This is a genomic window from Speluncibacter jeojiensis (genome assembly GCF_029589495.1).
Classification (GTDB): Bacteria; Actinomycetota; Actinomycetes; order Mycobacteriales; family Mycobacteriaceae; genus Speluncibacter; species Speluncibacter jeojiensis.
In genome coordinates this window covers 70,762-84,836 of sequence record NZ_JAAIVF010000006.1, presented here as the reverse complement: position 1 = coordinate 84,836, position 14,075 = coordinate 70,762, and the positions used below count along the sequence as shown (strand labels likewise).

11 protein-coding genes are annotated in these 14,075 nt (G+C 70.2%); 8 read left to right on the top strand and 3 right to left on the bottom strand.

Annotated elements, in window-relative coordinates; genetic code table 11:
- Positions 1-62: 62 nt before the first annotated feature.
- Positions 63-482, bottom strand: a complete 420-nt coding sequence (locus G4X40_RS17390) for a DUF3052 domain-containing protein (RefSeq protein ID WP_277834319.1) — start codon at positions 480-482, stop codon at positions 63-65.
- Between the two features lie 494 nt (positions 483-976).
- On the opposite strand from G4X40_RS17390, the gene aceE reads away from it, so the two are divergent.
- From aceE to nicT, 8 genes are all read left to right on the top strand, one after another.
- On the top strand, positions 977-3,889 hold the full coding sequence (gene aceE / locus G4X40_RS17385) for a pyruvate dehydrogenase (acetyl-transferring), homodimeric type (RefSeq protein ID WP_277834316.1): 2,913 nt from the start codon (positions 977-979) through the stop codon (positions 3,887-3,889).
- A 106-nt stretch (positions 3,890-3,995) separates the two neighbouring features.
- The gene (locus G4X40_RS17380) at positions 3,996-5,240 is read left to right on the top strand and encodes a PucR family transcriptional regulator (protein ID WP_277834314.1); all 1,245 of its coding nucleotides are present in this window, start codon (positions 3,996-3,998) and stop codon (positions 5,238-5,240) included.
- Between the two features lie 108 nt (positions 5,241-5,348).
- Positions 5,349-6,257 (top strand): ACP S-malonyltransferase, encoded by a 909-nt coding sequence (locus tag G4X40_RS17375; protein ID WP_277834312.1) that lies wholly within the window; start codon positions 5,349-5,351, stop codon positions 6,255-6,257.
- Positions 6,258-6,341: 84 nt separating this feature from the next.
- Entirely contained in the window at positions 6,342-6,653 is a 312-nt protein-coding gene (acpM, locus tag G4X40_RS17370) for a meromycolate extension acyl carrier protein AcpM (RefSeq protein WP_277834310.1), read from the top strand.
- Positions 6,654-6,661: 8 nt separating this feature from the next.
- Complete coding sequence (locus tag G4X40_RS17365; protein WP_277834309.1) at positions 6,662-7,912, top strand: KasA/KasB family beta-ketoacyl-ACP synthase; 1,251 nt, start codon at positions 6,662-6,664, stop codon at positions 7,910-7,912.
- Positions 7,913-8,102: 190 nt separating this feature from the next.
- Positions 8,103-9,563 carry an acyl-CoA carboxylase subunit beta gene (locus tag G4X40_RS17360; RefSeq protein ID WP_277834307.1) on the top strand — a complete coding sequence of 487 codons (1,461 nt, stop codon included), beginning with the start codon at positions 8,103-8,105 and terminating at the stop codon, positions 9,561-9,563.
- A gap of 186 nt (positions 9,564-9,749) precedes the next feature.
- Positions 9,750-11,003, top strand: coding sequence for an NADH:flavin oxidoreductase/NADH oxidase family protein (locus G4X40_RS17355; protein ID WP_277834305.1), 1,254 nt, complete (start codon positions 9,750-9,752; stop codon positions 11,001-11,003).
- Positions 11,004-11,321: 318 nt separating this feature from the next.
- Positions 11,322-12,398 (top strand): Nickel transporter NicT, encoded by a 1,077-nt coding sequence (gene nicT / locus G4X40_RS17350; protein WP_408642246.1) that lies wholly within the window; start codon positions 11,322-11,324, stop codon positions 12,396-12,398.
- A 36-nt stretch (positions 12,399-12,434) separates the two neighbouring features.
- Here the strand turns inward: nicT and G4X40_RS17345 are convergent, their stop codons facing one another.
- A complete protein-coding gene (locus G4X40_RS17345; protein ID WP_332519203.1) occupies positions 12,435-12,749 on the bottom strand; it encodes a Zn-ribbon domain-containing OB-fold protein in 315 nt (104 codons plus the stop codon).
- 33 nt (positions 12,750-12,782) lie between these two features.
- Positions 12,783-13,940, bottom strand: coding sequence for a PucR family transcriptional regulator (locus G4X40_RS17340; protein ID WP_277834299.1), 1,158 nt, complete (start codon positions 13,938-13,940; stop codon positions 12,783-12,785).
- Positions 13,941-14,075 lie beyond the last annotated feature (135 nt).

The following is a 14,075-nucleotide window of genomic DNA, read 5'->3' as shown; positions in this document are numbered from 1 at the left end:
TCCTCCGAACAATGTTGTGCCACAACGACGATCCCGCCGTCGTCGGCCGACGGCAGCGACGGTCAGCGACGGGGGGCGCGGGCCTTCGGCTGGACGAGCCGGCTGCCGATCCAGTCGCCCAGCTTGGCGGCCGAGGTCTGGGTGAGCCCGGCGGTCGGCGCCGACTCGGCGATCTCACTCGGCTCGACGTGCCCGGGCAGTCCGGTCTTCGGGCTGAGCACCCACACGAACCCCTCGTCGGCGAGCGGGCCGATGGCGTCCATCAGCTCGTCGACCAGGTCGCCGTCGCCGTCGCGCCACCACAGCAGCACGACGTCGACCACCTCGTCGGAGTCCGCGTCCACCATCTCACCGCCGATGACATCTTCCACCGCGGCTCTCAGGTCGTCGTCGGTGTCTTCGTCCCAGCCCAACTCTTGGACCACCATCTCATTGGTGATCCCCAGTGTCTCTGCAAAGTTCCGGGCGTCCGCGGCGACCACGGTGGTGTCCTCCTCAGGTTGACGATGTCTCCGATCGGACGCTGTATCCGACCGAACGGTGTGTACGGGTGAAACCGGTTAGGTGAAAGCGAACAACGTCGAGCGCGATCTCGCAAGCAGAACGGTCTCGATTCGTAGCCGGACTCGGTGCGCGGGCGCGACCGGGAGGGTCCCCCGGCGACGGTTCCGCCCGCGGACACGAAGGCGGGTCTCGCCGTCTGCCCTCCGGATGCCACGCGGACGCGACGCCACGACGACGTGGCCGTCTCCCCCATCGGGACGGGGCGCACGGGTGCACGCCCTCCAACTCGAACCCACGTCGCAGACAGTACCTGCCGAGGCCGCTCTTGATCGGAATTGCACCGCCCCGGCTGCGCGAACCAGTCCCACCGCCGGATAGCCGAGACCACATGGTGACCCGGCCGGTGACATACGGCACGATGGGAGTGCACAACTACATACACATTGCACCCGCCTCCACCAAGGGCGGACGCATGAACCGGGCGCCCCACCGTGCGCCCCACCGCGATGAGGAGCACACGTTGTTCGATCAGCCCCGTGTGTCGGCGACAAACGCGCCTGGCACAACGCATTCCGGCGTCGCCCCGAGCCCCACCGGCTCAGGACAGACGAACCGTGACACCCGCGTGCGGGTGATCCGGGAGGGCGTGGCGTCGTACCTTCCGGACATCGATCCCGAGGAGACGGGCGAGTGGCTCTCCTCGCTCGACGGGCTGCTCGACGAGGCCGGCCCCGCCCGTGCCCGCTACCTGATGCTGCGCCTGCTCGAGCGCGCCGGTGAGCGCAACGTCTCGCTGCCGTCCCTGACCTCGACGGACTACGTCAACACCATTCCGACCGAGAACGAGCCCTGGTTCCCCGGCGACGAGGAGGTCGAGCGCCGCTACCGCCGCTGGATCCGCTGGAACGCCGCGATCATGGTGCACCGCGGCCAGCGCCCGGGCATCGGCGTCGGCGGCCACATCTCCACCTACGCCTCATCCGCCTCGCTCTACGAGGTGGGCTTCAACCACTTCTTCCGCGGCAAGGACCACCCCGGCGGCGGCGACCAGCTGTTCATCCAGGGTCATGCCTCCCCCGGTATCTACGCGCGGGCCTTCCTCGAGGGCCGGATCAGTGCCGACCTGCTCGACGGGTTCCGCCAGGAGCACAGCCACCCGGGCGGCGGCCTGCCGTCGTACCCGCACCCGCACCTGATGCCGAACTTCTGGGAGTTCCCCACGGTGTCGATGGGCCTGGGCGCGATGAACGCGATCTACCAGGCGCGGCTGAACCGGTACCTGCACAACCGCGGCATCAAGGACACCGCCGACCAGCACGTGTGGAGCTTCCTCGGCGACGGCGAGTTCGACGAGGCGGAGTCGCGCGGACTCGTGCACGTCGCGGCGATGGAGGGTCTGGACAACCTCACCTTCGTCGTCAACTGCAACCTGCAGCGACTCGACGGCCCGGTGCGCGGCAACGGCAAGATCATCCAGGAACTCGAGTCGTTCTTCCGCGGCGCCGGCTGGAACGTCATCAAGGTCGTGTGGGGCCGTGAGTGGGACGCCCTGCTGCAGGCCGATCGCGACGGCGCGCTGGTGAACCTGATGAACGTCACCAACGACGGCGACTACCAGACCTACAAGGCCAACGACGGCGCCTACGTGCGCGAGCACTTCTTCGGCCGGGACCCCCGCACCAAGGCGCTGGTCCAGAACATGACCGACGAGCAGATCTGGAACCTCAAGCGCGGCGGGCACGACTACCGGAAGATCTACGCCGCCTACGCCGCGGCGCTGGAGCACAAGGGCCAGCCGACGATCATCCTTGCCAAGACCATCAAGGGCTACGCGCTGGGCAAGCACTTCGAGGGCCGCAACGCGACCCACCAGATGAAGAAGCTCACGCTCGACGACCTCAAGCGCTTCCGCGACATGCAGCGCATCCCGATCTCCGACGCGCAGCTCGAGTCCGACCCGTACCTGCCGCCGTACTACCACCCGGGACCGAAGTCGCCCGAGGTCGAGTACATGATCGAGCGCCGCCGCTCGCTCGGCGGGTTCCTGCCCGAGCGCCGCACGTCCGCCGCGCCGCTGCCGATGCCCGAGCAGAAGACGTACGCACCGATCCTCAAGGGCACCGGCAAGCAGGAGATCGCCACCACGATGGCGTTCGTCCGCGTCCTCAAGGAGTTGCTGCGCGACAAGGAGGTCGGGCCGCGCATCGTGCCGATCATCCCGGACGAGGCCCGCACGTTCGGGATGGACTCCTGGTTCCCGACGCTGAAGATCTACAACCCGAACGGCCAGCTGTACACCTCGGTGGACGCCGACCTGATGCTCGCGTACAAGGAGTCCGAGGTCGGGCAGATCCTGCACGAGGGCATCAACGAGGCCGGATCGACGGCCAGCTTCACCGCGGTCGGCACCTCGTACGCGACACACGGTGAACCGCTGATCCCGATCTACATCTTCTACTCGATGTTCGGGTTCCAGCGCACCGGCGACGGACTGTGGGCCGCCGCCGACCAGATGGCCCGCGGCTTCGTCCTCGGCGCCACTGCCGGCCGCACCACGCTCACCGGCGAGGGGCTGCAGCACGCGGACGGCCATTCGCTGCTGCTCGCGTCGACGAACCCGTCCGCGGTGACCTACGACCCTTCCTTCGGGTACGAGATCGCGTACATCGTCAAGGACGGGCTGCGGCGGATGTACGGCGGGACGGTCAACGAGGACCTCACGCTCGCCGAGGGCTTCGGCGGCGAGAACATCTTCTACTACATCACGCTGTACAACGAGCCGTACCAGCAGCCGGCCGCACCTGCCGACCTGGATGTCGAGGGTCTGCTCAAGGGCATCTACCGGTACCAGCGCTCCACGCTCGACGCCGGTCTGAAAGCACAGATCCTGGTGTCCGGCGTGACCATGCCGGACGGCCTGCGCGCGGCCCAGCTGCTCGCCGACGACTGGGGCGTGGCCGCGGACGTCTGGTCGGTCACCTCGTGGGGCGAGCTGCGTCGCGACGGTGTCGAGTGCGAACGCACCGCGCTGCGCCACCCCGAGGCCGCGCACCCGGTGCCGTACGTCGCCAAGGCGCTCGCCGGCGCCGAGGGCCCGTTCGTCGCCGCGTCCGACTGGATGCGGGCCGTCCCGGACCAGATCCGGCAGTGGGTTCCGGGCCCGTACACCACGCTCGGTACCGACGGGTTCGGCTTCTCCGACACCCGCACCGCGGCGCGGCGCTACTTCAACATCGACGCCGAGTCGATCGCCGTCGCCGTGCTCGAGTCGCTGGCCGGCACGGGGGCGCTGGACCGCTCGGTCGCCGTGGAGGCCGCTCGGCGCTACCGGATCGACGACGTGTTCGCCGCGCCCACGTCGTTCAAGGACCCGGGTTCGGCATAGCGAACCGTTCCACCGACGCCCGGCAGGGGCCGACCCGCACCAGCGGGCCGGCCCCTGCCGGGCGTCGGGCCGTGCTCGGGACGTGTTCCGGCGTAGTTTTTGTGCCATGAACCCCGGCACCACCGAGAACCCGCTCCCCGAGGCGCTGCTGCGCCGGGTCAAGAAGTACTCGGGCCGGCTCTCCACCGAGGCGGTGTCGTCGATGGAGGAGCAACTGCCCTTCTTCGGGCGGCTGGAGGCCTCTCAACGCGCCGGCGTTCAACTGGTCGTCCAGACCGCGGTGGTCAACTTCATCGACTGGCTGCGCGACCCCGACGGCGACATCCTCTCCACTGTCGAGGCGTTCCGCGTGGTCCCGCAGGACCTCGCCCGCCGGGTGACGCTGCGACAGACCGTCGACATGGTCCGGGTGGCCATGGAGTTCTTCGAGAAGTGGCTGCCGTTGCTCGCCCGCAACGACCAGCAACTCGTCGCGCTGACCGAGGCGGTACTGCGTTACGGCCGCGAACTGGGATTCGCCGCGGCGGCCGTGTACGCCTCGGCCGCCGAGTCCCGCGGCGCCTGGGACACGCGGCTCGAGGCGATGGTCGTCGACGCGGTGGTGCGCGGGGACTCCGACTCCGCGATGCTCTCGCGCGCCGCCACCTTGAACTGGGACGCGACCGAGCGGGCGACCGTGCTGGTGGGGTCGCCGCCGCCGGCCGACAACGTCTCGTCGGCCGGCACCGTGCACGAGGCCGCGGAGAAGCACGGCCGGTCCGCGCTCGCGGTGGTGCAGGGCGCGCGGCTGGTCGCGGTGATCAGCGGCGAGCTCAGCTCGCCGAGTGCGCTGCTCGACGACGTGCTCGAGGGGTTCTCCTCGGGGCCGGTGGTCATCGGCGGGACGTCGGAGACCCTCGCCACGGCGCACACCAGCGCCGTGCAGGCGCTGATCGGCTTCGAAGCGGTCGCCGGGTGGCGGACCGCGCCGCGGCCCGTGCATGCCGCCGAACTGCTGCCCGAGCGCGCCCTCATCGGCGACCGGTCGGCGATCGCCGCCCTGGACCACCAGATCATCACGCCGCTGCTGGCGACCGCCACATCACTCGCCGAGACCCTGGACATCTACCTCGACTCCGGCGGCTCGATCGAGCGCTGCGCCCGGGAGTTGTACGTCCATCCAAATACTGTCCGGTATCGCCTGAAAAAGATCGCGGCTGTCACGGGCCGGGACCCCTCCGATGCGCGCGACGCCTACGTGCTTCGGGTCGCCAGCACGGTCGGAAGGCTCATCCGTGCAGGTACCCGGTCCCTGACCGAGGCCCCAACAAGCTCACAGGTAACACCTGTAACGATGTGGGGCCTTGCGTAGATAGGGCCCGTTTTCTTGGGGTTTTAGAGGAAACCTACAAATCTCGTCCTCATAGTTCGTGCCCGGCGACACGACTGCCGAGCGCCGCGGGGGTGTTCTCTGATCAACGTGATAGCGCTCCTTGCACCCGGACAGGGCTCCCAGACACCTGGCATGCTCGCACCGTGGCTGGAACTCGCCGGCGCAGCCGACCAGGTCTCCCTCTGGTCCAAGCTGACCGGCCTGGACCTGCAGCGGCTCGGCACCACCGCCTCCGCGGAGGAGATCACCGACACCGCGGTGACCCAGCCTCTCGTCGTGGCCGCCGCGCTGCTCGCCTACGCCGAGCTGACCCGTGACGGCGCCGTCCCGCAGGAGCTGGTGACCGCCGGTCACTCGGTCGGCGAGCTCGCCGCCGCGGCCATCGCCGGCGTCATCGGCGTGGACGAGGCCGTCTCCCTCGCCGCCGTCCGCGGTGCCGAGATGGCCAAGGCCTGCGCCCTGGTCCCCACCGGCATGTCCGCCGTCCTCGGCGGCGACGAGCAGGCCGTGCTGGCACGTCTGGCCGAGCTGAACCTGGAGCCGGCCAACCGCAACGCGGCCGGGCAGATCGTCGCGGCCGGCAAGCTCGACGACCTCGAGGCCCTCGCCGCCAACCCGCCCGAGAAGGCCCGCGTCCGCGCGCTCCCGGTCGCCGGCGCATTCCACACCCAGTTCATGGCTCCGGCCGAGGACGCCGTCGCCGCGGCCGCCGCGAAGATCACTCCGTCGGATCCGGTCCGGACGCTGTTGTCCAACGCCGACGGCCAGGCCGTCGCCTCCGGCACGGAGGCGCTCGAGCGCCTGGTCGCGCAGGTCACCCGCCCGGTGCGGTGGGACCTGTGCACCGCCACGCTGCGCGAGTCGGCACCGGCCGCGCTGGTGGAGCTGCCGCCGGCCGGCACGCTCGTCGGAATCGCCAAGCGGGAGATGCGTGGCACGCCCACGTTGGCCCTCAAGACACCCGACGACCTCGCTCAGTTCAGAGAGCTGGGCTAGCCTCTCAGACCGCGCATCCGGGTCTGCGCACCGAAATCGATCCGGGGCTCATTGTTTTCCACACAGCAGAAGGGAGCCACCCAAGTGGCGACTCAGGAAGAAATCATCGCCAACCTCGCGGAGATCATCGAGGAGGTCACCGGTATCGAGCCTTCCGAGGTGACCGTCGAGAAGTCCTTCGTCGACGACCTGGACATCGACTCCCTGTCCATGGTCGAAATCGCGGTGCAGACCGAGGACAAGTACGGCGTGAAGATCCCGGACGAGGACCTCGCCGGCCTGCGCACCGTCGGTGACGTCGTCTCGTACATCCAGAAGCTCGAGGCCGAGGGCGGCGAGGCCGCCGACACCGTCAAGGCCAAGCTCGCCGAGAACGCCGACTCCGAGGGCAAGTGAGTCGAGCCGTGACCTCCGCCACCACCCGCAACGGGACGATCCCCAATATCGTCGTCACCAGCCTCGCGGCCACGACGTCGATCGCTGGTGACGTGGATGCCACGTGGAAGGGACTGCTCTCCGGCGAGAGCGGCGTCGGCATCATCGCCGACCCGTTCGTCGAGGAGTATGACCTTCCGGTTCGGATCGCCGGCCAGTTGAAGGTCAGCCCCGACGAGACGCTCTCGCGCGTCGAGGTCCGCCGGATGAGCTTCGTCGAGCGGCTGGCGCTGAGCCTGTCCCGCACGGTGTGGCAGAACGCCGGCAGCCCCGAGGTCGACAAGGAGCGCCTCGGCGTCGTCATCGGCACCGGCCTCGGCGGGGGCGAATCCCTCATCGACGCGGTCGACAAGATGCGCGCCGGCGGGTACCGCAAGGTCTCCCCGTTCGCGGTGCAGATGGTCATGCCGAACGGCCCGTCCGCCACGGTCGGGCTCGAACTCGGCGCCAAGGCAGGCGTGATCACCCCGGTCTCGGCCTGCTCGTCGGGTTCCGAGGCGATCGCCCACGCCTACCGGATGATCGCTCTCGGTGACGCCGACATCGTCGTCACCGGCGGCGTCGAGGGCCAGGTCAGCGAGGTGCCGATCGCGAGCTTCGCGATGATGCGCGCGCTGAGCACCCGCAACGACGACCCACAGGCCGCCTCGCGTCCGTTCGACAAGGACCGCGACGGCTTCGTGTTCGGCGAGGCCGGGGCCCTGATGGTGCTCGAGACCGAGGAGCATGCGAAGGCCCGGGGCGCGACCATCCACGCCCGCCTGATGGGCGCGGGGATCACCTCCGACGGCTTCCACATCGTCGCTCCCGATCCCGAGGGCACGGGCGCGGCGCGGGCGATGACCCGGGCGATCCAGACCGGCGGCCTGACCAAGGCCGACATCGCGCACGTCAATGCGCACGCCACGGCCACCCCCATCGGCGACACCGCCGAGGCCCTGGCCATCAAGTCCGCCGTGGGCAACCACGCCGCGGTGTACGCACCCAAGTCCGCGCTCGGACACTCCATCGGAGCGGTGGGCGCGCTGGAAGCGGTCCTGACCGTCCTGGCACTGCGTGAGGGAGTCATCCCGCCCACGCTCAACCTGGACAACCAGGACCCGGAGATCGACCTGGACGTGGTCAAGGGAGAACCGCGCTACGGCCAGATCGATTTCGCGATCAACAACTCGTTCGGATTCGGTGGTCACAATGTGGCCCTCGCGTTCGGTCGCGCCTAGATCGCATGCCTCATCGGGCGGGGTGCCGCCGAGTCCTCCGGACACGCCGGCACCTCACCCCGCGGGTGGGTTCCGGGATCCGTCCCGGACCCACCCGAACCGGGGACCTCTCCCGTCCCCGACCCACACCGACTCGAAGCGAGATCGACTGCCACGCAAGCCGGCACACGACCAACCCCAGGAGGAATCGATGACTCTTCTCGCCCCCGGCCAGAGCGTCGAGGCCAAGCCTGATCCTCGTGACCCGCTGCGCCGCCTCGAGGTCCTCTTCGACCCCGACACCGTCGAGTTGCTGCACCCGCGCGACCGTTCCGGCGTCCTGGCCGCGGCCGGCGAGATCTCCGGCGTGCGCACCATCGCCTTCTGCACGGACGGCACCGTCATGGGCGGCGCGATGGGTGTCGACGGCTGCCGGCACATCGTCGACGCGTACGACGTCGCGATCGCCGAGGAATCCCCCATCGTCGGCGTCTGGCACTCGGGCGGCGCCCGCCTCGCCGAGGGCGTAGAGGCCCTGCACGCGGTCGGACTGGTCTTCGAGGCCATGATCCGCGCCTCCGGACTCGTCCCGCAGATCTCGATCGTCGTCGGCTTCGCCGCCGGCGGGGCCGCCTACGGCCCGGCGCTGACCGACGTGGTCATCATGGCGCCGGAGGGCCGCGTCTTCGTGACCGGGCCCGACGTCGTGAAGTCGGTCACCGGCGAACAGGTCGACATGGCCTCGCTCGGCGGCCCCGACACCCACCACGGCAAGTCCGGCGTCTGCCACATCGTCGCCGACGACGAGGCCGACGCGTTCAGCCGCGGGCGTCGCCTCGTGGCGCTGTTCTCCCGCCAGGGTCACTTCGACCGGGCCAAGGCCGAGGCCGGCGACGTCGATCTGAAGGCGATGCTGCCCGAGTCGAACCGGCGCGCCTACGACGTGCACCCGATCGTCCGGACGCTGCTCGACCACGAGGTCGTCGAGGGACCCGACGGCGAACGCCTCGAGCTGTCCAGCTTCGAGGAGTTCCAGGCCAAGTGGGCCCGCTCGATGGTGATCGGGCTGGGCCGGCTGGCCGGGCGCACCGTCGGCGTCCTCGCCAACAACCCGCTGCGCCTCGGCGGCTGCCTGAACTCGGAGAGCGCCGAGAAGGCCGCGCGGTTCGTGCGCCTGTGCGACGCCTTCGGCATCCCGCTGGTGGTCGTCGTCGACGTGCCCGGCTACCTTCCCGGCGTCAGCCAGGAATGGGAGGGTGTGGTCCGCCGCGGCGCAAAGCTGCTGCACGCCTTCGGCGAGGCCTCCGTGCCGCGGGTGACGCTGGTGACCCGCAAGATCTACGGCGGCGCGTACATCGCGATGAACTCCCGCGCGCTCGGCGCCACCGCCGTCTACGCCTGGCCCGACTCCGAGGTCGCGGTCATGGGCGCCAAGGCCGCCGTCGGCATCTTGCACAAGCGTGCCCTGGCCGCCGCACCCGACGAGGAGCGCGAGGCCCTGCACGACCGGCTCGCGCAGGAGCACGAGCAGATCGCCGGCGGAGTCGGCCGCGCGATCGACATCGGCGTGGTCGACGAGGTGATCGATCCCGCGGTCACCCGCAGCCGCATCACCGCGGCGCTCGCCGCCGCCCCGGCCCGGCGCGGCCGGCACAAGAACATCCCACTGTGATCTGAGCACGGCATCGAGTTCGGCTGCGGCCCCGACCATCACGGTCGGGGCCGCAGCCGTCCCGGTACCTCGTACTTCCGGTACCCGGATCAACTGAGCGATCGCCCAACTCATAGGGTCGGGGGGTAACAACAGTCACATCGTGGCCGGATCCACCTGCCGGTCACGCAGGAGGGGGACTTCGCGATGCCGGATGCGACCACGCTCGCCACACCTTTGCCGCTGCCCTGCGGGGTCACGCTGCCCAACCGTATGGCGAAGGCCGCGTTGAGCGAGGGGCTCGGTGACAAGCACAACGGCCCCACCGCGCGCCTCGACCGGCTGTATCGGCGGTGGTCGGGTTCGGGCGCCGGACTGCTGATCACCGGCAACGTGATGATCGACCGGACCGCCATCGGCGAGCCCGGAAACGTTGTCGTCGAGGACACCCGTCACCTCGCGGAACTGCGCCGCTGGGCAGAGTCGGCCACCGCGGGCGGCTCCCGGGCGTGGGTGCAGATCAACCACCCGGGCCGCCAGATCCCCCGCCACCTCAGTGCCCGGCCGGTCGCCCCGTCGGAGATCGCGATCGCCGGGACAGGCGGCGCCTTCGCCCGCCCCCGCGCACTGAACCACCAGGAGATCCTGGACCTGGTACAGCGCTTCGCGACCGCCGCACGCACCGTCGTGGACGCGGGCTTCGGCGGGGTACAGGTGCACGCCGCCCACGGCTACCTGATCAGCCAGTTCCTCTCCCCACTGACCAATCAGCGCGACGACGAGTGGGGCGGCTCCGCGCAGAACCGCCGTCGGTTCCTGCTCGAGGTCGTCCGGGCGACCCGCGCCGCGGTGGGCCCGCGGGTGCCGGTGTCGGTCAAGCTGAACTCCGCGGACTTCCAGCGCGGCGGGATGACCGAGGACGAGTCGGTCGAGGTGGTGCTGGAACTGGCCGACCTCGGCATCGACCTGCTCGAGATTTCCGGCGGCACCTACGAGTCCACCGCGATGATGGGCATGCCCGCCGAGCCGGCCAAGGACAGCACCCGGGCCCGCGAGGCATACTTCCTCGACTATGCCGAGCGGGTGCGGTCGGTGACCGACGCACGGACTCTGCCGCTGATGCTCACCGGCGGATTCCGCACCGGTGGCGGCATGACCGATGCCCTCGAGTCCGGCGCGGTCGACATGATCGGGCTGGGCCGACCGCTCATCCTCGAACCGGACCTGCCCGCGCGGCTGCTCGCCGGCACCGCCCAGGCCAGCACGGTCCGTCCGCGGCGCATCGGCATCGCCAAGCTCGACGGCGCCTCCGACCTGGTGTGGCACTCCACCCAGATGTGGCGACTGGCCGACGGCAAGGAGCCCCTGCCGAACCGTCACCCGGCGCTGACCATCGCGCACTATCTCACCGAGACCGGGCTGGCCTCGCTGCGCCGGCCGCGCCGCGGATTCGCCGCCTGAGACCACCCCGGCCCGGCACACCCGGCCCACAGGAAAGCGCAAGGCGCCGACGCGCTCCCAGGTCCGGGGTTTAGAGTGCTCAGGTCATCCGTGATGCCGTAGGAAACCGGTGCCAATCCGGTGCGGTCGCGCCACTGTGTCCCGCCGGCGAGCAATGTTTCGCGAGCAATGCCTTCGTGCATTCGCACTCGCGACCAGCTGCCGTCGGCGGGGAGCCAGACCCTGCGCATCACGCCCGTCGAGAGGGACGCGTCAATCCCAGGAGGCCCGCACGTGACCACGCCCCGCACCGGCACCCCGCCCACCCGCCAACCTCGCATCCTGCGCAGTGTGCTGTCCGACTGGACCCGCCGCGACTGGACCGAGGCCGGCGCGCTGCTGGGCGTGATCGCCGCCATGCACGTGATCGGGTTCGGCATGCTGTTCTGGCTGATCGCCCCGCACGGATACCACCTGGGCACGCAGGTGTTCGGGGTCGGGCTGGGGATCACCGCCTACACGTTCGGCCTGCGGCACGCCTTCGACGCCGACCACATCGCGGCGATCGACAACACCACGCGCAAGCTCATGGCCGACGGGAAGCGCCCGAAGTCGGTCGGCTTCTGGTTCGCGATGGGTCACTCGACGATCGTGTTCGTGATGGCCGCGCTCGTCGTGCTGGGCGCCCACATCGTCGGCACGCTCGTCGACGACGACTCGCCGGCGCGGCACCGGCTCGGCATGATCAGCACCCTCGCCTCCGGCTCGTTCCTCTACATCATCGGGATCCTCAACGTGGTCGCGCTGATCGGGATCTGGCGGGTGTTCCGCGGACTGCGCAACGGTCGATACGACCACGACGAACTCGAGGAGGCGCTCAACGCCCGCGGGTTCCTCGCCCGCATCCTCGGACCGCTGATGCGGGCGATCAGCCGTCCCGGGCAGATGTACCCGGTGGGGGTGCTGTTCGGCCTGGGCTTCGACACCGCCACCGAGGTCGCGCTGCTTGCGCTGGCCGGTTCCGGCGCCGCCGCCGGACTGCCGTGGTATGCGATCCTGGTGCTGCCGTTGCTGTTCGCGGCGGGCATGAGCCTGATGGACACGGTGGACGGTCTGTTCATGAACGTCGCCTACGACTGGGCGTTCTCGAACCCGGTCCGCAAGGTCTACTACAACCTGACGATCACCGGGCTGTCCATCGCCGTCGCCCTGCTCATCGGGTCCATCGAACTGATCAGCGTGCTGCACGACGACCTGGGTTTGGTCGACCCGGTGACGAACTGGATCGCCTCGATCAACCTGAACAACGTCGGGTTCGCGATCGTCGGCATGTTCGTCCTCGCCTGGGCCTGCACGGTCGGCTACTGGCGCTGGGCGAAGGTCGAACAGCGCTGGTCGGTCGAGCGGGACGAATAGGCCGCATCGAACAGTCCGTCGACGCGACCTGCCGGGTCACGCTGCGCAGCACACGAAGTGGGGATAGTCCGCTCCCCTGTCGTCGCGCAGCAGGCGCACCCGCAGAGGGCCGACCGGTCCGGCGGTGATCCCCTCGACCCAGGCGTAGATCCACGGGCCCTCGTCGAGTTCGACGATGGCGATCGCACACAGCGGGCCGGTCAGTCCGGAGGGATCGGTGACAACCGTGCACGCCACGATCGCGCCGCGTCCGCACACCGGCACGCGGGACAGTTCGCGGCCACCGCAACACGAGCATGCCGCGGCGCGGCAACCGAGCAGCGCCGCACAGCACTCGCAGCGACGGATCATCAACACCGCAGCACCGCCCGCAGGTCAGACGGGTCAGCAGGCGACGCGGTGGTCGCCGGTGTGCCGGACCGCGGTCAGGTAGTCGCTCACGACGATCGCCGCCCGCAGCGTCCACAGGCCCATCGGCTGGCCGGGATCCCGGCCGGTGAGCTGCGCGATGCGCCGGAGCCGGTAGTCGACCGAGTTCGCGTGCAGGTGCAGTCGGCGGGCGGTGCGCTGACGGTGCACCCCCTCGTCGAGGTGCACGCGCAGCGTCTCGATCAACTCGGGGCTGAGCGCGTCGAGCAGACCGACCAGCTGGTCGCGTCCGGGCCCGGGCCGGGTGAGCTGGTATTCCAGCGCCAGATCGGCCAGTCCGTGCAGCGTGGTCGACGACGCCGCACCCAGGCCCGCGAGCACCAGCAACTCCTGCGCCTGCTCGGCCGCATCGGGGATCCCGGAGGTCGGCGACTGGACGGCGGCCGCGGTGATCTCGACGCCCGCCGATGCCGCGGCCCGCTGCAGCGCCGACTCGACGTCGGTCCACGTCGGGGTTCCGGGGAGGAGCAGGAACTTGCGCTGTCCCGACAGCGAGGCCAGCAGCGGACCACCGAGCCGGTCGGTCAGCGCGACGCCGAGGGCCTGGCCGCCGCGCCGCACGGCGGGGTCCTCGTCGGCGCGGGGCCGGATCGCCAGCGCGACGACGAGGTGGTTCTCCGCCAGCCGGATGCCGTGGCGGTGGCCGAGTGACGTCGCGTCACGCCCGCTCAGCAGCGCGTCGACGACGAGGTCGGGGGTGAGCGCGCCACCGCGTGGTTCCGGCCGCGCGCACTGTGCCACGTACGCGCCGGAGGAGACGACCGCGAGCCGGTCTGAAAGCGAGAACAGCAGCAGGCTGTGCCGTCGGGTGACCTCGGGTCCCGGGTCCGGGGTCCGGTCGAGCAGGAAGGCCCGGGCGGCGGCCATCCCGCGATGGCAGTGCGCCAGCACCTGCTCGATCGGGGTGCCGCTGCGCGCCGCCTCGGCCGCGCGGTCACGGATCGGGGCGAACTCCTCGTCGCCGGGCAGGTGTCCCGATTCCAGCGTCATCGCGCTCAAGCGGAGGCAATGCTCGGCGGCCCCCATGAGGATCGGTCCGGTGGCGGCACGATGGCCCGTGACCGGCCGGCGGACGGCGGCGACCGGGCGTGACTGCAGCGGGGTGGTCGACATGGAGCGGAGTCCCTCTCGTTGGCCCGCCCCGGGCACGGCGGCGTTCGTGTCCGGGATTCGGGGAGTCCACTCCACTGTCCCCTGGCCACGGTCCCCCCACGACGGGAGAAGTACCGGAAGGCATACCTGCTTTTG